We start from the raw sequence: 17,794 nt of genomic DNA, 5'->3' as shown, positions 1-17,794 counted from the left end.
CTGACTGAAAGAGATTCTTTATGACTACCAGAAAGACCCTGCTGACCGATGGCTTGAAAAAGCGGGCAAAACTGCTTTCTGCTGGCGGCATGATGGCGCTCTGCCTTGGAACGAGTGCTACGCTTGTACCGCTGTCGGTTTACGCACAAAATTTTGAATCGACCCAGCGGCAAATGCTGGATAGCGTTGTGGCTGTCGTCAATGACGGGGTCATCATGCGCAGCGAACTTGACGACCGCATTGCCCAGGTGGAGCAACAGGCGCAGGCCCAAGGTGGTAACTTACCGCCCCGTAGCCAACTGGCACAGCAGGTGCTAGAGCGCATGGTGATGGATGAAATCCAACTCCAGATGGCTCGCCAGGCCAATCTTAGCGTGGACGACACGGAGCTTAATCGCCAAGTGCGCTCCATTGCAGAGTCTAATGGCATGACGCTAGAAGAGTTTGCCGATGCCGTGGAAGCGGATGGCATGACGCTGGCTGACGTGCGTGAAGAGGGACGCCGCGAAATACTGATGCGCCAAGTGCAGCAGCGCCAAATTAGTCAGCGTGTCACCGTGACTGATCGTGACGTTGAACGCTTCTTGAATCAGCAGCCATCTCAGCAAGGTCAGGCATTCATTGAAGAAGCGCGTGCTCGCCACGTTTTGGTGGAGTTAACGCCAACGCGCAATGAGAACCAGGCCCGCGCCCGTGCTGAGCAGGCACGTCAGCGTTTACAGCAAGGGGCAGACTTCGCGTCTGTTGCTCGTGAATTTAGTGACGACCGTGGCAGTGCCATGAATGGCGGTGAGCTTGGCTGGGTACGCCCAGGACAAACGGTGCCAGCCTTCGAAGAGGCCATGGGGTCACTGAGTGTTAACCAGCTATCTGAGCCTGTGCGCTCCCAGTTTGGTTACCACGTGATTGAAGTGCTTGAACGTCGCCGTCAGGACGTGACGGAAGAAAGCCGTCGTGAGCAGGTTCGTCAGGCTATTTTCCAGCGTCGTGCGAACGAAGAGCTGCAGACTTGGCAGCGTGAAATGCGTGAACAGGCCTTCGTTGATATTCGCCTTTAATGAGCCATCCTAATGAGCAATAACGCGCCACTGCTGGTTACTACCGGAGAGCCTGCGGGCATCGGGCCAGAGATTACGCTGATGCTGGCCGCCAATGGCCAACTGAATAATTCGGTGGCCATTGGCGATACGGGGTTGCTGAAGCAGCGTGCGGCGCTACTTGGGCTTCATCTAGACGTGGTAGAAGCAGCCCCTGGAAGTAGGGAGGCTTCCTCGCCAGGGCGATTGGTCGTGTGGCACGCTGCACTGCGCGAGCCAGTCATTCCTGGTGTGCTCAATTCTGCTAATGCAGGCTATGTGCTAGAAACGCTGCAAATCGCTGTAGACGCCTGTCAGCAAGGGCATGCAGCGGCAATGGTCACCGCGCCGCTTCATAAAGGGGTGATTATCGAGGGAGGCTTTCCCAGCTTCACTGGCCACACCGAATGGCTGCGCGATGCCTGTGGAGTTGATGAAGTCGTGATGTTATTGGCTACTGACCAGGCGCTGCACGCCCAGTCGAGTCGTTGGCAGGGCAGCAGTGACCTACGCGTCGCGCTTGTCACCACTCACCTACCGCTGCGTGAAGTGGCAGATGCAGTTACCTACGACAAAATCACCCGTATTAGCCGTTTGCTCGCGACTGATCTGAAAAACCAGTTTGGGATCGTCGCCCCACGCATTGCCGTGTGTGGGCTAAACCCCCATGCCGGAGAAGATGGTCATTTAGGGCGCGAAGAACTCGATGTTATTATCCCTGCGCTGGAGGCGCTGCGCGCTGAAGGTTTGGATGTTCAAGGCCCTCTACCTGCCGATACGCTTTTCACACCACGCCATTTGGCGGGCGTTGATGCGGTACTGGCGATGTATCATGACCAGGGGCTGGCAGTGCTAAAATACGCAGGCTTTGGTCAGGCGGCGAATATTACACTTGGTCTGCCGCTGGTACGTACTTCGGTCGACCACGGTACTGCGCTCAGTTTAGCTGGCCGCGGTATTGCCGACCCCAATAGCTTAGGCGTTGCCTTAGCGCTGGCAAAGCGACTTGCTGCTCAGCGCGGCAATGCCTTAATTGCTTTATGAATCAACCCTCCAAGGAACACTGTTAGATGTCTCAAGTGCCTCAGCAGCACCGCGCTCGTAAACGCTTTGGTCAAAACTTTCTGCGTGACCTCGGCATCATTTCGCGTATTGTCCGTGCCATTGGACCCCGCGAAAGCGACCGACTCGTCGAAATTGGCCCTGGACAAGGCGCGCTCACTGCTCCGTTGCTAGAGGCGGCAGGAAAGCTTGAAGTCATTGAATTAGACCGTGACCTTATTCCTGGCTTGAGAGTGCAGTTTTTTAACTACCCCGACTTTGTTATTCATGAAGGTGACGCGCTAAAGTTTGATTTCGCCGCGCTAAAAGGAGATGGTCCTGCGCTACGAGTCGTCGGTAACCTGCCTTACAACATCTCGACGCCGTTAATTGTGCATCTGTTAACCATGGGTAACGCCATTGCCGATATGCACTTTATGCTGCAAAAAGAGGTCGTTGAGCGCTTGGCCGCTGAGCCAGGCAGCACTGATTGGGGGCGCTTGTCGGTGATGGCTCAGTATTACTGCCACGTTGATCAGCTGTTCATCGTACCGCCGGAAGCCTTTGTTCCCAGACCTAAAGTTGACTCCGCCATTGTTAGGCTAACGCCTCACGAAAGCTTGCCCCAAACAGCTGATGACCCAGCGCTGCTGTTTGAGCTGGTCAAGTTGGCGTTTGGTCAGCGGCGTAAAACACTGCGCAATAATCTTAAAGGCAGGGTGAGTGCAGAAACATTAGAAGCGCTAGGTATTGATCCCGCACGGCGTCCACAAACCCTGACGGTTGCGGAGTACGTCACCATTGCCAACCAAGTGGCTGCTGATGAAGCGCTTAGTGGTAAGGGGAGTGAAGGCGCGTGAGTGGTCTTGCCATTGAAGTTAGCGTCGCGCCTGAGTACCGTACTGCCGAGTCAAACGACAGTGAGTCGCGCTTTGTGTTTAGTTACACCGTGACGGTGCATAACCAAAGCCCTCATAGCGTGCAGCTCATGGCGCGCTACTGGAAAATTACCCAAGGTAACGGCGACAGCCAAGAGGTACGTGGCAAAGGAGTGGTGGGCCAGCAGCCATTAATTGGCCCTGGGCAGCGTTTTCGCTACACCAGTCGGGCTATTCTGCAAACGCCGGTAGGCGTCATGGAAGGCGCTTATACGCTGCTTAATACCTACACCCAGCGTGCTTTCGATGTGCCCATTGCACCTTTTAGGCTAGCGGTGCCGCGTCAGCTTCATTGACCATTCTCTAAAAGGGGTAGCCATGAGCACCTATGTCATTGGTGATCTGCACGGCTGTCATGCCGAGTTTGTCAGTTTGCTAGAGCAGCTGAGCTTCAATCCAGCAAACGATGCGCTCTGGCTTGTCGGCGACTTAGTCAATCGCGGCCCTGGCTCGCTCGCCTGTTTGCAGGAAGTGCAGGCGTTAGGCAGTGCTGCCCGATGCGTGCTGGGTAACCACGACTTTCATTTGTTGGTGGCGGCTCGTGGCGGCGGCAGACTGAAAAAAAATGACACCCTAAGCGACATTCTTGCTACACCGCAGCGCGAGCAGTTGCTGGATTGGCTGCAAAGCCAGCCATTGGCAATTTATGAAAATAACACGCTGATGACCCATGCGGGCGTGTTGCCCACGTGGCGCGCCGATCAGGCGGTATCGTTTAGTCAAGAAGTGCAAGCGGCTTTGCTCAGTGAGCGTGCGGGTGAATTTTTAACGCAGTTATTTGGTAATCAGCCTGACCAGTTCCGTGACGACCTGGAAGGGGTTGATCGTTTGCGCTGTCTCGTCAATGTCTTTACCCGAATGCGCTTTATCGACGCTAATGGTCGGCTAGACTTCGCTGCCAAAGAAGGCTTGGAAAGTGCTCCTGAAGGGTTTGCTCCATGGTTTCAGTACCCAAGAGCAGATGCGCTTCAACTGTTATTCGGACACTGGGCGGCACTAGAGGGTTGCACCCCGAACGCAAAGATAAAGGTTGAAGCGCTGGATACTGGTTGCGTGTGGGGCGGGTCGTTAACCGCTCTCAACCTAGAATCGGGTGAACGCACCAGCGTACCGAGCTGTCAGCCGAGGCATTAAAACACGAGGCATTAAAAAAGGGCGATAGCCGTGTTTCAGGTAGATGCGAAAACCAAAGGACTCAACGTTTATCGTGTTGGCGGGGCAGTGCGCGATACGCTGTTAGGCTGGCCGGTAGTGGATAATGATTGGGTCGTCGTCGGTGCCACGCCAGAAATCATGCAGCGGAGAGGTTTTAAACCAGTGGGGCGCGATTTTCCGGTATTCCTGCATCCTGATACCGCCGAAGAGTATGCGCTAGCGCGCACTGAGAGAAAGTCTGGCCACGGTTATGGTGGCTTTGAAGTACACGCAAGTCCTGATGTGACCTTAGAAGAAGACCTTTCAAGGCGTGATTTAACCATCAACGCGATTGCGCAGCGCTTTGATGGTGCGTTGACCGACCCCTTTAATGGTCAGCGAGATATTGAGCAGCGCCTATTACGCCATGTGTCCCCGGCATTTAGTGAAGATCCCTTACGGGTGCTTCGCACTGCACGCTTTCTTGCCCGTTATGCGCACTTAGGGTTTGCCATTGCGCCTGAAACCCTCGAACTAATGCGAGATGTAAGCCGCAGTGGTGAGCTTAGCCACCTTGCTGCGGAGCGAGTGTGGGTCGAAACCGAAAAAGCGTTGGGTGAACCAAATCCTGACCGTTACTTCACCGCCTTAAACGGTTGCGAGGCGCTGGCTGCTTGGTGGCCTGAGCTAACAGATGACGTTGTACTGGCAAACGCGCTTGAGGCGATGGCGCTTGAGACGGTCGCGCAGGTGGCTATCGATAGCTCACTTCCACTGGCTCACTGGCGCTACGCGTTGTTGGTGTCGGTATTGAATGATGCTCAGCGTGATGCACTGGCGATAAGATTGCGATTGCCTAATGCGGTGACGCAGCTTGCGCGCCATGTGGCAATGAGTATGAGCGTTTTGGCTGAGCCGTTAAACGAAGAACGCGTTCTGCACTGGCTGGAGCGTTTGGATGGTTGGCGTAAGCCCGCGCAGGTCAATGCGCAGTTACAGCTCATCAAGCGTTTATCCGAGAAAGCGGTTGAACCGCTGAGCCGTGCGTGGCATGCCGCACAAAGCGTTGACCCTCAAGCGCTATTGCACGAAGGATATCGTGGAGCAGCCTTAGGTAAGGCGCTACGTGAATGCCGCCAGCAGGCAGTGGCGCGTGCATTGTTAAATGTGCGCTAAGAGTTGGCTGTAGGTTCTGTTCAGCGAGCTGATGCCGTCTTTGGCGCAGGATCTGCCCGGGAAATCCAGCGGCCACGCCAATGAAAATCGATGGCCCACAAACGTTGACTACCCATTTTAAAGCGCTGCCATAGCGCAGCGTAAGGCAAACCATAGACGGGGTGGTACTGATTGGGTAGTAGCTCCGCTAGCGGCTGTAGAACGAAGGCATTGTGCGTGATTTCTCCTCGTGGCAGGGGAACACCGTCGATGGTGCCGCAAATGCCACCTACTGTAAGCAGGTCAATATCCAGTGCTCGAGGGCTGCACTTAATCATATCGGGAGTGCGCCCATGGGCAATTTCAAGTTGCTTAGACCACGCTTGAAGCTCACCCACCGAGCAATCGCTATCAAACGCAACCACAAGGTTGTAAAAGTTGCGATTATCGTTAAATCCCACCGGCTCGCTTTCAAAAATGCGTGATATTTGAAGGGGGCCAAACGTGTCTTCAAGCGCATCTAGGCACAGGCGAATATGGGTGTCGGGATCAATATTGCTGCCTAAACTGAGAGTAACCAAGCTCATGGAAGCGTGCCGCGGATGATTTCAAGGCCGACGCTAGCGGCTTGTGGAACGGCACCCGGCTTGCGCACGGTAAGGCGCAGCCAGGTAATGGAAAATTCCTGCTGTAAGCATTTCGCTAGGCGCTCGGCAAAGGTCTCGACAAGGGCAAATTGGTGCTCGTCGGCAAAGCGCTGAATTCGCTGGCAAATGGCTGCATAATCAAGTGTCAGGCATAAATCATCGGCAGCGGCAGCGGGACGGATGTCCGTTGCGAGCGATAAGTCCAAGCTCAGAGACTGAACAATAGTGCGCTCCCAGTCGTACACACCGATGACGGTATCTACTGCCAGCGCTTCGATCAAAATGCGATCCACAGGTTTTCCCCCTAGCGTCAACAAGCGGGCGATTGTACTTGAGGATAGCGCGAAACGACAGCTGGGTAAGATCTAACGCTGGGTAAGAGTCAAGGTGGTGAGCAGCATGATATGGATCGTGGTGGGCTACTTAAGCGGAAGCTGGTTAGCGGCGCTGAGCGTATGCCGACTGGCAGGTGTTCCTGATCCGCGATATTGCGGTTCGCGTAATCCCGGATTTTCAAACGTATTACGCCTTTACGGGCCGCGCTTAGCGGTCGCCACGCTGCTACTGGATGCGTTAAAAGGAGCGCCTGCGGTGCTGGCAGCCAAATTACTGGAGCTACCTGTGTGGCTACAGGGTGCAGTCGGATTAGCCGTTCTGCTGGGCCATAGTTATCCGCTGTGGCATAGTTTTCGCGGCGGTAAATCGGTAGCCAGTGCGTTTGGCGTGCTGCTGATATTGGTGCCCAGCGTGGCGCTGCTTAGCGCGGTGTGCTGGATGCTGCTTGTTTGGCGGCTGCGTATGGCAGCGGCAGCGTCGCTCGTTAGTGCATTCATCGCGCCGCTGGCCTGCGTCTGGCTAGCACCCGATTATGTTGTGGTCGTGAGTGGGTTCAGCCTGTTAGTACTTATCCGCCATGGGCTGAATGTTCGCCGCCTGCGCCGAGGAGAAGAGCCGCATTTACGCGGCTAAGCAGGTGGTAGAAAGCCGGCATTAGGTAGGTGTTAAGGTGTCTAACGGCCAGCGCGGCGTAGCCTTCATAACGCCACTTTCATCGTGCTCACCCGCCGCCAATCGCTGTGCACCTACATAAGCGATCATCGCGCCGTTGTCGGTGCAAAAGCGCCCGCGAGGATAATAAGATCGTGCGTCACGTTTCTCTGTTTCAATCGCTAGGCGTTCGCGCAGGCGTTGATTGGCACTAACGCCGCCTGCTACCACTAGGCGTTTCAATCCGGTTTGATCCAATGCGCGGCGACATTTGATAACCAGCGTATCTACTACCGCTTCTTCAAATGCTCTCGCCACATCAGCCTTGGCCTGGGTGTCTAGCTCGCCAGCAGCGTCTAATTGACGAATAGCGGTCAGCGTATGGGTTTTTAAGCCGGAAAAGCTGAAGTCCAAGCCGGGGCGGTCGGTCATTGGTCGTGGAAAGCGAAATCGCTTTGGGTCGCCTTGCTCGGCAAGCTTAGCAACGTGAGGGCCGCCAGGATAGGCAAGCCCAAGCATTTTGGCCGCTTTGTCAAAGGCCTCGCCAGCGGCATCATCGACTGATTCACCAAGTAACTGGTAGTGCCCGAGAGCTTGTACTTCGACAAGCTGAGTGTGCCCACCAGAGACTAGTAAGGCTACGAAGGGAAAGTCAGGGGCGTCGTCTTCCAGCATAGGGGCCAATAGGTGGCCTTCCATGTGGTGTACGCCAAGTACCGGGATATCCAGAGCGCGCGCCATGCCGTGCGCTGTACTGGCCCCAACCATCAGTGCGCCTACTAGCCCCGGGCCTGCAGTGTAGGCAATGCCGTCTAAATCGCGCCGTGTCATTTTGGCGTCGTGCAACACCTGCTCAATCAGCGGCAATAGCTTGCGTGTATGGTCTCGAGAAGCCAGCTCGGGTACCACACCGCCATATTCGGCGTGCATGGCAATTTGACTATACAGCGCATCGGCAAGCAGACCGCTGCCGCCTGTGTGCGAAGTATCGTAAATCGCGACGCCCGTTTCATCGCAAGACGTTTCAATGCCCAGTACGCGCATGGCAGAAGAACTCGTTGTAAGTTAAAAAGTTGCAGGTTAAAAAGCAGTGCTGTTAATCAGCACCCTAGTTTAGCATTCTCATGCTTAAGGCGCGTAAGCATTTGCAAAGATCGCCAACCAAGACTAGACTACTGTGCGCTGTAAAACTGGGTCGTACACTGCGTCTTTAAGCGTGTACGTACTATCCGAACTCAAGACTCCTTAAGGTAGGTGAGTGCTTAATGCCTTCTGTAAAAGTACGTGATAACGAGCCGTTTGACGTCGCCCTGCGTCGCTTCAAGCGTTCTTGCGAAAAAGCCGGTGTTCTTTCTGAAGTACGCCGCCGCGAGCACTATGAGAAGCCGACTGCTGAGCGTAAACGCAAAGCGGCAGCTGCCGTAAAACGCCACGCCAAGAAGATTCAGCGTGAGCAAAAGCGTTTCGAACGGCTCTATTGATCCGTACCCGAGGGGGCCGGAGCAGTTAGCTGGTCGTCTCAAGAGGGATGTCAAGCGGCCGCCACTAGGTGGCCGTTTGTTTTTGTTTTGATTCATCGCTGTTTATGGTGATCTGGCAGTATGCCCGATGACCCTAGGCAAGTGAGCTAGCGCTTTGCGCGAGGATGCCCGTAGTTCATGGCAGGCCAGATTCCACAACGTTTTATTGATGACCTGTTAGGCCGCGTTGATGTGGTCGAGGTGGTTGGTGAGCGTGTGCAGCTTAAAAAGGCCGGGCGTAACTATTCTGGGCTATGTCCTTTCCATCAAGAGAAAACCCCATCGTTCACGGTCAGCGCCGATAAGCAGTTTTATCACTGCTTTGGGTGTGGTGCCCACGGTAATGCGCTACGCTTTCTAATGGAATACGACAAACTGCCCTTTCCCGATGCGGTTGAGCAGTTAGCTAGTCGTTTGGGGGTAGAGGTTCCTCGTGAAGGTGCCGATGATCCACGCGCCCAGCAGCGCGAAAAAAAGCGCAAAGAGGGCGTTAACCTTCTTGAGCTTGCTGCCAGTTTTTACCGAGAACGGCTAAAAATGCAGGAAGGGCAGGGAGCGCAGCGCTATCTGCAAGGGCGTGGTTTATCGCAAGACGTTGTCAGTGCCTATGGTATTGGCTATGCGCCTGGCGGGTGGGAAGCCCTGAAGCAGCACTTAAGCGCGAGAGGTATTGGTGAGTCTGTCCAAATAGAGTACGGCTTGCTAATTCACCGTGAAGACACAGGGCGGACGTATGACCGCTTTCGTGATCGAGTGATGTTTCCTATTCGGGATTTAAGGGGCCGCACCATTGCGTTTGGCGGTCGGGTAATGGGCGATGAGCAGCCTAAGTATCTGAATTCGCCCGAAACCCCCGTTTTTCACAAAGGGCGTGAGCTGTATGGGTTGTATGAGGCGCGCCAAGCCTCAAGCAAGCTTGAGCAGCTCGTCATTGTTGAAGGCTACATGGATGTAGTAGCGCTAGCGCAGTACGGTATTAATAACGCAGTCGCAACCTTGGGAACTGCTACGACAGAAGATCACCTCAGCCGACTATTTCGTTTAGTCAGCCGCGTGGTGTTTTGCTTTGACGGTGACCGTGCAGGACGTCAAGCTGCCACCCGTGCGTTAGAAACAGCACTGCCGCAGATGATCGACGGTCGTGAAGCGCGCTTTCTGTTTCTGCCAGAGGGTGATGACCCTGACACGCTAGTTCGCCGTGAAGGTAGCGACGCATTTCAGGATCGCGTTACCTGTGCGATGCCGCTATCTGAGTTTCTCTTTGAGCAGGCGGCCCAGGGACGTGACCTGAATACAGTAGAAGGGCGTGAGCGGTTTGCAAGTCAGGTGCTTGAAGCATTGAACAAAGTACCCGAAGGCATGCTCAAATCGTTACTGTTGGAGGCGTTAGCTAAGCGTAGTGGGTTGGCGCAATCGCAGCTGAAAGCACTGCTTGATAAACGAGCAACTGCCAGTGCGCAAAAAGAAGCACAGAAAGCGTCTTCGCAAGAGGCCGCACACTGGGAGCCGATTGAGTCGCCTGACATGATGTCGTTTGAGCATCATGAAGAACAGCCGACCAGCGCAAAGCCTTCTGGTAAAAAGTCACAAAAGGGGCGTTCTCAGCAGCGTCGCCCGCAAGTGCTTTCTACCGTGGCGCGTATTGTGCAGCTACTGTTGCATGAGCCTCGCTTAGTGGCATCGCTACCAGACTCCTTGGACTGGTTGCCGGAAGATGAAGAAACACCGCTATGTCGTGACTTGATTGAGTTACTGCGTGCAGGGCGTTATCGCAGCCCGCAAGTGGTGTTGGCACATTTTCAGGGTAGTCATGAAGGGCAGGTATTGGCTGAGCTGGCGACACGGGAGCTGCTGATTCCCAAGGGTACCCGAGAGGCCGAGCTGACAGGGCTGGTTGAGCATCTAGTGGAGGTTCAGCGCAAGCGCTCGCCTCAGGAAGAGTACCAAGCGTTGCTGGATTTAGAGCGTTCTGGGCAGAAGCTAGATAAAGCGCAGCGGCAACGTTTGGCAAGCTTAGTCATGGAGCTTGTTCAACGACACTAAGCGGGCTGCGAGATGTCGGTTTTTGAAAGATCAGGGTTTGGAAGATGAGAACCTGAAACAGAGTTTGAGGCGCTAGGGTTGAATTTCCCTAACGTTGGCACCAAATAAAGGGTCAGTCGCCAGGCGCTGGCCTAACCGAACAACCTAACACACCTGAATGACCGCGCAAATACGTTTCGCTGGAAAAAATCCTGCTATTTACGCTATACTGTTCGGCTTGTTGAGTTTAATCGATTCAGCGCCCCAGGTGTTTCATTCTTCTTCGTCGAGATAGGGTTTCTATGGCTGGAAATGCGCAGCAGCAGTCACGTCTGAAGGAGTTGATCGCGCGCGGCAAGGAACAGGGCTACCTGACCTATGCCGAGGTCAACGACCATCTACCCGAGGATATCGCCGACCCGGATCAAGTGGAAGACATCATTGGCATGATCAACGACATGGGTATCAGTGTCGTTGAAGAAGCGCCAGATGAAGACACTTTGATGATGTCGGATCACTCCACGGACGAGTCCGCTGCGGAAGAGGCCGTTGCGGCACTCGCCGCCGTGGAAAGCGACGTCGGTCGCACTACCGACCCTGTACGCATGTACATGCGTGAAATGGGTACGGTTGAACTTCTAACCCGCGAAGGTGAGATCGAAATCGCCAAGCGGATAGAAGAGGGCACACGGGAAGTAATGTCAGCGCTGGCGTATTTGCCCGGCGCTGTCGCTTCTATCCTGGATGCTTATGACGCCACGCAGGATGAAGAAGCGCCTGGTCGCTTGTCCGACTTGTTCTCTGGCTTTATTGATCCTGATGAAGGGATCCCTGGCGTTGCTGAAGCCGAAGTGCCTGAACCCGAAGCCGAACCTGAGCTAAGCGATGATGATATCGATAGCGACGAAGACGACGAGGATGACGACAGCACTGCCAGTGAAGGTGGCCCAGATCCGGAAGAAGCGAAAGCTCGTTTCGAACAAATCCGTGAGCAGAATGCCGCTGTTGAAGCTGCGTTCGCGAAACATGGTCGTGGCAGTGCTGAACTTAAAAGTGAGCAAGCTCGTTTAGCCGAACTGTTTTCGCCAATCAAGCTAGTGCCGAAGCATTTTGAGAGGCTGGGCGGTCAAGTACGTATTAGTGTTGAGCAGGTGCGTGCCCAAGAAAAAGCGGTTATGCAGCTGTGCGTGAAGAAAGCTAAAGTACCGCGCAAGACGTTCATTAAGTCGTTCCCCGGGTACGAGTCTAATCCAAAATGGTTGGACACTTTCCAGGAAGCGCAGCCCAAATATGCTGACCGTCTTGAGCCACTTCGCGCTGATATTGCTCGCTCACAGCGCAAAATTGCCTTTGAAGAAGACATGGTGCAGCTCACCGTGGCCGACCTCAAAGAGGTTAACCGCAAACTCTCTATCGGCGAAGCGAAAGCGCGTCGTGCCAAGAAAGAGATGGTTGAGGCTAACCTGCGTTTGGTGATCTCGATTGCTAAGAAATACACCAACCGTGGTCTGCAGTTCTTGGATCTGATTCAGGAAGGCAATATTGGTCTGATGAAAGCGGTTGATAAGTTCGAATATCGCCGCGGCTACAAGTTCTCGACCTATGCCACATGGTGGATTCGCCAGGCGATTACGCGTTCGATCGCTGACCAGGCACGCACCATCCGTATTCCGGTGCACATGATTGAGACGATCAACAAGCTCAATCGTGTTTCTCGCCAGATGCTGCAGGAAAGGGGCCGCGAGCCAACACCGGAAGAGCTGGGCGAACGTCTAGAAATGCCGGAAGACAAAGTGCGCAAGGTGTTGAAAATTGCCAAAGAGCCGATCTCTATGGAGACGCCGATTGGTGACGACGACGATTCGCACTTAGGTGACTTTATCGAAGACGGCACTATGCTGTTGCCGATTGATATGGCTACTGGCGAAGGCTTGATCGAAGCGACGCGTAACGTCCTTGGCGGTTTAACCGCACGTGAAGCGAAAGTGCTACGCATGCGTTTCGGTATCGATATGAACACCGACCACACGCTAGAAGAAGTGGGTAAGCAGTTTGACGTTACTCGCGAGCGGATTCGTCAGATCGAAGCGAAGGCGTTGCGCAAGCTACGCCATCCGAGTCGCTCTGAGCCGCTGCGCTCGTTCCTCGACGAGTGAACAGTAAGCTCTAGTAAGTAGAGAGTGGTGAATTGATAGTCGCCACCATGACCAAAAAGCCCGCCGTTCATAGAACGGCGGGGTTTTTGCGTTATGCCATGAGCGTTATATGTTGATAAAGCTTACAGCGTGTAATGCGTGGCTGACCCAGGGCCGACAGGCAAGCCAAAAACGAATACCCAAATAAAGAACAGCAGGCTCCAGCCAATCAGCATAAATAGCGTGTAGGGCAGCATGAGTGCCACCAACGTACCAATTCCCATATCTTTCCGATAGCGGGTTGCCACGGCCAAAATCAAGCCAAAGTAGCTCATCATGGGGGTAATTAGATTGGTCACTGAATCGCCGATCCGATACGCCGCTTGAATCACTTCTGGGGCATAGCCCATCAGCATTAGCATTGGCACAAAGATCGGAGCCGTCACGGCCCACTGAGCTGAGGCGCTGCCTAAAGATAGATTGACGAACGCGCACATAATAATAAACAGCGCGAATAGGCCTGGACCGCGTAGCCCTAAGGACTGCAGCAGGTCGGCACCTGCAACGGCTGTCACGGTGCCAAAGTTGCTCCAGTTAAATAGCGCAACAAACTGCGCCGCAAAAAAGACCAGAACGATATAGAGGCCGAGGCTGCTCATACTCTTCGCCATGGCATCGACAATATCGCGATCATTTTGCATGGTGCCTGCTAAGCGGCCATAGACGAAACCCAATAAGGTGAATGACACCGCGACAATCACCACAATGCCACGCAAAAAGGGTGAGCCGCTAATCAGCCCTGTTTCGGGGTTGCGCAATATGCCACTTTCGGGCACTACCATGACAGCCACCAGTGCGGCTAAAGCTAATGTCGCAAGACCAGTCCCTTTTAAGGCGCGTTTCTCTGATGCTGACAGCCCTTCCATGCGTTGGTTATCAATATCGCTATCAGCGTAGGTGGAGTCGAATTTACCAAGCTTGGGTTCTACGATGCGCTCAGTAACAAAGCCACCAATAAGCGTGACGAAGAACGTGCTGGCGAACATGAAGAACCAGTTGGCTTCTGCACCCACAATGTAAGCTGGGTCGAGAAGGCGCGCTGCTTCCTGGGTAATGCCCGATAACAGTGGGTCAACGGTGCCGATCAGTAGGTTAGCGCTGTAGCCTCCAGAGACACCGCAGAATGCGGCAGCTAGGCCCGCCAATGGATGACGCCCTAATGAGTGGAAGATCATTGCCGCCAAAGGAATCAATACGACATAGCCAAGCTCAGCCGCCATGTTCGACATGATGCCGGCAAATACCACTGCATAAGTGACAATACGCGGCGAGCGGTTGAGAACCAGCGCCCGCATGCTGGCTGAAAGCAGGCCGGAGTGTTCAGCAACGCCGACCCCGAGCATGGCCACCAGCACCGTGCCCAGCGGTGCAAAGCTAGTGAAGTTGGTCACCATTTCAGTGACTAAACGACGCAGGCCTTCGGCATTGAGCAACGAATTAACCGCTATCCATTCACCTGCGTTAGCAGGGCGAGGATCAGCAACAGATACACCTAATGCTCCGGCGATGCCGCTGGCGATTACTACCAGCACACATAAAATAGCGAATAGAGTAACAGGATGTGGAAGAAGGTTACCCAGCCACTCAACGCTATCTAGAAAGCGAGTAAAAGCCCCTCGCTTTAGGTTTTCTTCGCGATTTTGTGAGTTTGTCATAAGATTTGTGTCGTCAGTAGGTTATTTTTCAGCAAAAATGCCCATAAGTCTGGCGGACGACACTACGTTGAAGCCAACAGCGGCGCAAATGGCTTTGCGTATAGCGAGATGTAAAAAATGAAATGCCGCCTATACAGAGCGTTAGGCGGCGATAGCGAAGGGCACTAATGGGATAGCGAGTGAGGCTTAGCGAGGGATTTGGCGCGTCTTGTAGATACGCCGAGCAATCAATAGAAGCTCAATCATGGCAAATAGAATCAAGCTATAGCCTAAAAGTTCGATGGCTTCTTCTGCGACATCTTTAAATTCGCGGATATAGTCGTCCTGCATGACGGCTCGCCAGAAGTCTTGGCGGCCATAAAGGCGAGAGAAGATATAGGTAACAAGAACGCCAGCAGTGAAAAGTCCAAACGCGAACGTGTTGCTATAATGAGAGAATTCCTCAATAAATCGGCGGCGATGCACGACTACCCATACAAGGCTAGGTATTACAATTAACGATACCAGTACTTTCCAGGTGTTGTCTGCGACGTAGTGATCTAAAAAGTAATCCTGTTCGCGCACCAGCGACGCAGCTACAAATGCCAGCAATAGAAGCGTGACGGTAGGCCACACTCTGAGTACTTGGCGCACATAAATTAATAAGCCACAACAGCTGGCCAGTACCAGAGTTTGGGCGAATTCCGTAAAGCCTAGCTCGGTATAGCGCACGTTAGGTAGATAGAGAGCTTCGAAATAACCGCCCTGGGCAATACCTGCGATAAAAAGCACATAAAGCGTTGCACGCAGGAGCGTATATCCGAAACTGATTGGCCACTGCGGTGGGGAAGAGGGCATACCAACATCCTTATCGGAAAGATAACGTTTTAAGTGAGATGCTCAAAAGCACGCATAGAAGAATATTCATTATATCGTCACCCTTCTATGCCCGCACGCCGAACTTAATGTGAACTGCTCGACTAATGGTGGGTTAAGGCTGCACAGTAACGTAGCTAACAGGTAATCAACAACTACCGCTGAGGGGCGGACAACACAATGGCAATAAGCGTTTTTGATCTCTTTAGAATTGGGATTGGCCCATCAAGCTCTCATACGGTTGGGCCGATGCGTGCTGCACGCGATTTTAGCCAAGCTGTTACACCACCGTCGCTGACGCGCATTGTGGTTCGGCTTCATGGTTCGTTAGCCTCTACCGGCATCGGGCATGGTACTGACGGTGCCGTCATCATGGGCTTGATGGGGGAAACGCCAGAGTCAATTGATCCAGATACCATTACTGAGCGACTACGCGCGCTTGATGAAGGCGCTCAACTAACGCTGCCCAATGGGCAGACGCTATCGTTTGATCGTACCCGGGATATTGAATGGGACGAACAGTGCTTACCATTTCACCCAAACGCCATGGTGTTAACGGCTTATCAACACGATACGGTTATCGCGACAAATACCTATTATTCCCTTGGTGGTGGCTTTTATGTCGACAAAGCCTGCGCCGATCAGGGAGGGTTAGAAGAAGACAAAACGGCGCTGCCTTACCCTTTTGAAACGGCTAATGAATTGTTAGCGCTCTGCCAAGAAAATGGTCTGCGTATCAGTGAGTTAATGTTTGAAAACGAAAAAGCATGGCGCAGTGAAGAGATGATTCGCACAGAGCTACTGACGATTTGGCAAGCAATGCGTACTAGTATTGAAAATGGCCTAAAAGCGACGGGGCATTTGCCCGGTGGTTTGAACGTTCGTCGTCGTGCCCATGGGCTGCATCAACAACTGCTTTCACCTCCACAGAATCAACGTTTGATTGTGTCGAGCTTCACAGTGATGGATTGGGTCAATTTGTTTGCTCTGGCGGTGAATGAAGAGAATGCTGCGGGTAAACGGATGGTCACCGCACCGACTAACGGTGCCGCTGGTATTGTGCCTGCTGTGCTGGCGTACTATTTGAAATTTGAGCCAGATGCCTGTGACGATGACATAGTGGCCTTTTTGTTGGCGGCGGGAGCGATGGGGATTTTATGTAAAAAGAACGCATCGATTTCCGGCGCGGAAGTTGGCTGTCAGGGGGAGGTCGGCTCTGCTTGTGCTATGGCAGCCGCTGGGCTTGCTGAAGTGCTGGGTGGATCGCCAAAACAGGTGGAAAACGCTGCTGAAATTGGTCTAGAACATAATCTTGGCCTTACTTGCGACCCAGTAGCGGGATTGGTTCAAGTGCCGTGTATTGAGAGAAACGCCATTGCCTCGGTGAAGGCGATCAATGCTGCAAGAATGGCGATGCATGGTGATGGAGACCATTTTGTATCGTTGGATAAAGTGATTCGTACCATGCGTGACACTGGCCGAGATATGCAAGATAAATACAAAGAGACGTCAAAAGGTGGCTTGGCTGTTAACGCCATCGAGTGTTAGCCAGACGGGCGGGGCGGTAGCGTCGCATCAATATTGGCTACCAAGTAATCGACGAGCTGGCGTATTTTGGGTGATAGGTGGCGGTGACGGGGATACACCGCCCATACCGCTGTATCGTTGTGTTGGAAAGGCTCCAACACGGACACCAGTTCACCACTGGCAAGATAGGGGGCTACGTAGTAATCCGGCAGTTGGGCAAGCCCCAGCCCTTTAAGCGCGGCGTCAAGCAGCGCGGGCCCAGAATTGCCGCTCCAGCAGCCTTCCACTTTAACTTCGCGGCGCTGCCCGTTGACTTCAAACAACCAGTTAGGGCGTGAGCCCATCAGGCAACGGTGCTGGCTAAGTTCCGATAACGTATGTGGCCTGGGAGCCTGGCGGAAGTAAGCCCGGGATCCCACGACATACTCCTGCCGTTCGCACAGCCGCCGAGCAATCAGGCTAGAGTCTTTGAGTACCCCCATGCGAATAGCAATATCATAGCCTTCTTCAATAATTTCTACGGGGCGATTAGTGAAGTGCATATGCACTTCAAGCTGCGGGTGCAGACACTGGAAGTCATTAACCAGTGGAGCGATATAGCGCTCGCCAAACGTCGTCGCTGAGGTCAGCTTCAGCAGCCCACGCGGATTTGCCTGAAGCTCGCTGATAGCTTGCTCTGCATCGCGCAGGCCATCAAAGAGATGGCGGCAGTGCTCAACGTAGATTGCCCCTGCATCGGTTAAGCGAATTTGCCGTGTTGTGCGGTACAAAAGCTGAACGCCCAACTGATTTTCCAACTGGCTCACCAAGCGGCTGATATGCGATGTCGATACTTTTAAGTGTCGTGCAGCGGCCGAGAATGTTCCCAGCCTTACCACCTCGACGAATGCCTCAATACGATCCCAGCGTTGCACGGGCAGTCCTTGATTAATCTGTGATTGTTGCTCAGTAGCAATAATCTTGTGAGTGTATCCCGCTTTATCCTGCTCGCCTAGCTGACCTACACTGCAGCCATTAAATCTGATTCGATTAAAACAAGTCA

At 53.5% G+C, this 17,794-nt stretch carries 17 protein-coding genes; 11 read left to right on the top strand and 6 right to left on the bottom strand.

What is annotated here, in order from left to right:
• Nucleotides 1-20: 20 nt before the first annotated feature.
• Genes REH51_RS04660 through REH51_RS04635 form a run of 6 tightly spaced genes read left to right on the top strand, consistent with a single transcriptional unit; the run spans nt 21 to nt 5,365 of the window.
• Nucleotides 21-1,058, top strand: a complete 1,038-nt coding sequence (locus REH51_RS04660) for a peptidylprolyl isomerase (protein ID WP_498936979.1) — start codon at nt 21-23, stop codon at nt 1,056-1,058.
• A 12-nt stretch (nt 1,059-1,070) separates the two neighbouring features.
• A complete protein-coding gene (gene pdxA / locus REH51_RS04655) occupies nt 1,071-2,120 on the top strand; it encodes a 4-hydroxythreonine-4-phosphate dehydrogenase PdxA (RefSeq protein WP_009721425.1) in 1,050 nt (349 codons plus the stop codon).
• A 26-nt stretch (nt 2,121-2,146) separates the two neighbouring features.
• Complete coding sequence (rsmA, locus tag REH51_RS04650; RefSeq protein WP_009721426.1) at nt 2,147-2,977, top strand: 16S rRNA (adenine(1518)-N(6)/adenine(1519)-N(6))-dimethyltransferase RsmA; 831 nt, start codon at nt 2,147-2,149, stop codon at nt 2,975-2,977.
• Complete coding sequence (apaG, locus tag REH51_RS04645; RefSeq protein ID WP_009721427.1) at nt 2,974-3,351, top strand: Co2+/Mg2+ efflux facilitator ApaG/CorD; 378 nt, start codon at nt 2,974-2,976, stop codon at nt 3,349-3,351. The genes rsmA and apaG overlap by 4 nt, the downstream gene beginning before the upstream one ends.
• Nucleotides 3,352-3,373: 22 nt before the next feature.
• Complete coding sequence (locus tag REH51_RS04640; RefSeq protein WP_009721428.1) at nt 3,374-4,189, top strand: symmetrical bis(5'-nucleosyl)-tetraphosphatase; 816 nt, start codon at nt 3,374-3,376, stop codon at nt 4,187-4,189.
• Nucleotides 4,190-4,219: 30 nt separating this feature from the next.
• A complete protein-coding gene (locus tag REH51_RS04635; protein ID WP_009721429.1) occupies nt 4,220-5,365 on the top strand; it encodes a tRNA nucleotidyltransferase/poly(A) polymerase-related protein in 1,146 nt (381 codons plus the stop codon).
• A 20-nt stretch (nt 5,366-5,385) separates the two neighbouring features.
• On the opposite strand, the gene folK is transcribed toward REH51_RS04635, so the two are convergent.
• The gene (folK, locus tag REH51_RS04630; protein WP_498936977.1) at nt 5,386-5,931 is read right to left on the bottom strand and encodes a 2-amino-4-hydroxy-6-hydroxymethyldihydropteridine diphosphokinase; all 546 of its coding nucleotides are present in this window, start codon (nt 5,929-5,931) and stop codon (nt 5,386-5,388) included.
• Complete coding sequence (gene folB / locus REH51_RS04625; protein ID WP_009721431.1) at nt 5,928-6,284, bottom strand: dihydroneopterin aldolase; 357 nt, start codon at nt 6,282-6,284, stop codon at nt 5,928-5,930. Before folB ends, folK begins: the two co-directional genes overlap by 4 nt.
• Nucleotides 6,285-6,390: 106 nt before the next feature.
• On the opposite strand from folB, the gene plsY reads away from it, so the two are divergent.
• Nucleotides 6,391-6,960: a glycerol-3-phosphate 1-O-acyltransferase PlsY gene (gene plsY / locus REH51_RS04620; protein WP_009721432.1), complete on the top strand. Its 570-nt coding sequence runs from the start codon at nt 6,391-6,393 to the stop codon at nt 6,958-6,960.
• A gap of 21 nt (nt 6,961-6,981) precedes the next feature.
• Here the strand turns inward: plsY and tsaD are convergent, their stop codons facing one another.
• The gene (gene tsaD / locus REH51_RS04615; RefSeq protein WP_009721433.1) at nt 6,982-8,022 is read right to left on the bottom strand and encodes a tRNA (adenosine(37)-N6)-threonylcarbamoyltransferase complex transferase subunit TsaD; all 1,041 of its coding nucleotides are present in this window, start codon (nt 8,020-8,022) and stop codon (nt 6,982-6,984) included.
• Between the two features lie 221 nt (nt 8,023-8,243).
• Between tsaD and rpsU the strand changes: the two genes are divergently transcribed.
• From rpsU to rpoD, 3 genes are all read left to right on the top strand, one after another.
• Complete coding sequence (gene rpsU, locus REH51_RS04610) at nt 8,244-8,459, top strand: 30S ribosomal protein S21 (RefSeq protein WP_007113641.1); 216 nt, start codon at nt 8,244-8,246, stop codon at nt 8,457-8,459.
• A 177-nt stretch (nt 8,460-8,636) separates the two neighbouring features.
• Nucleotides 8,637-10,541 (top strand): DNA primase, encoded by a 1,905-nt coding sequence (gene dnaG, locus REH51_RS04605; protein ID WP_009721434.1) that lies wholly within the window; start codon nt 8,637-8,639, stop codon nt 10,539-10,541.
• A 281-nt stretch (nt 10,542-10,822) separates the two neighbouring features.
• Nucleotides 10,823-12,676, top strand: a complete 1,854-nt coding sequence (gene rpoD / locus REH51_RS04600) for an RNA polymerase sigma factor RpoD (protein WP_498936975.1) — start codon at nt 10,823-10,825, stop codon at nt 12,674-12,676.
• A gap of 122 nt (nt 12,677-12,798) precedes the next feature.
• Here the strand turns inward: rpoD and REH51_RS04595 are convergent, their stop codons facing one another.
• Nucleotides 12,799-14,370 (bottom strand): AbgT family transporter, encoded by a 1,572-nt coding sequence (locus tag REH51_RS04595; protein WP_009721436.1) that lies wholly within the window; start codon nt 14,368-14,370, stop codon nt 12,799-12,801.
• Nucleotides 14,371-14,556: 186 nt separating this feature from the next.
• Entirely contained in the window at nt 14,557-15,207 is a 651-nt protein-coding gene (locus REH51_RS04590; RefSeq protein ID WP_009721437.1) for a hypothetical protein, read from the bottom strand.
• A gap of 198 nt (nt 15,208-15,405) precedes the next feature.
• On the opposite strand from REH51_RS04590, the gene REH51_RS04585 reads away from it, so the two are divergent.
• Entirely contained in the window at nt 15,406-16,773 is a 1,368-nt protein-coding gene (locus tag REH51_RS04585; protein ID WP_498936973.1) for an L-serine ammonia-lyase, read from the top strand.
• Here the strand turns inward: REH51_RS04585 and REH51_RS04580 are convergent.
• Nucleotides 16,770-17,666: a LysR family transcriptional regulator gene (locus REH51_RS04580; RefSeq protein ID WP_009721439.1), complete on the bottom strand. Its 897-nt coding sequence runs from the start codon at nt 17,664-17,666 to the stop codon at nt 16,770-16,772. The two genes, REH51_RS04585 and REH51_RS04580, sit on opposite strands and share 4 nt — an antisense overlap.
• Nucleotides 17,667-17,794: the final 128 nt, after the last annotated feature.

This window comes from Halomonas bluephagenesis, assembly GCF_054790765.1.
The sequence above is the reverse complement of the archived record's forward strand: the minus strand, read 5'-3'. Positions and strand labels throughout refer to the sequence as shown.

Excerpts from the sequence above, each read along its gene's own strand:
- pdxA (WP_009721425.1), top strand. The coding sequence starts at position 1,071 with ATGAGCAATAACGCGCCACTGCTGGTTACTACCGGAGAGCCTGCGGGC.
- rpsU (WP_007113641.1), top strand. The coding sequence starts at position 8,244 with ATGCCTTCTGTAAAAGTACGTGATAACGAGCCGTTTGACGTCGCCCTG.
- plsY (WP_009721432.1), top strand. The coding sequence starts at position 6,391 with ATGATATGGATCGTGGTGGGCTACTTAAGCGGAAGCTGGTTAGCGGCG.
- REH51_RS04585 (WP_498936973.1), top strand. The coding sequence starts at position 15,406 with ATGGCAATAAGCGTTTTTGATCTCTTTAGAATTGGGATTGGCCCATCA.
- REH51_RS04590 (WP_009721437.1), bottom strand. The coding sequence starts at position 15,207 with ATGCCCTCTTCCCCACCGCAGTGGCCAATCAGTTTCGGATATACGCTC.
- REH51_RS04640 (WP_009721428.1), top strand. The coding sequence starts at position 3,374 with ATGAGCACCTATGTCATTGGTGATCTGCACGGCTGTCATGCCGAGTTT.
- tsaD (WP_009721433.1), bottom strand. The coding sequence starts at position 8,022 with ATGCGCGTACTGGGCATTGAAACGTCTTGCGATGAAACGGGCGTCGCG.
- dnaG (WP_009721434.1), top strand. The coding sequence starts at position 8,637 with ATGGCAGGCCAGATTCCACAACGTTTTATTGATGACCTGTTAGGCCGC.
- REH51_RS04660 (WP_498936979.1), top strand. The coding sequence starts at position 21 with ATGACTACCAGAAAGACCCTGCTGACCGATGGCTTGAAAAAGCGGGCA.
- REH51_RS04595 (WP_009721436.1), bottom strand. The coding sequence starts at position 14,370 with ATGACAAACTCACAAAATCGCGAAGAAAACCTAAAGCGAGGGGCTTTT.
- rpoD (WP_498936975.1), top strand. The coding sequence starts at position 10,823 with ATGGCTGGAAATGCGCAGCAGCAGTCACGTCTGAAGGAGTTGATCGCG.
- rsmA (WP_009721426.1), top strand. The coding sequence starts at position 2,147 with ATGTCTCAAGTGCCTCAGCAGCACCGCGCTCGTAAACGCTTTGGTCAA.
- folK (WP_498936977.1), bottom strand. The coding sequence starts at position 5,931 with ATGAGCTTGGTTACTCTCAGTTTAGGCAGCAATATTGATCCCGACACC.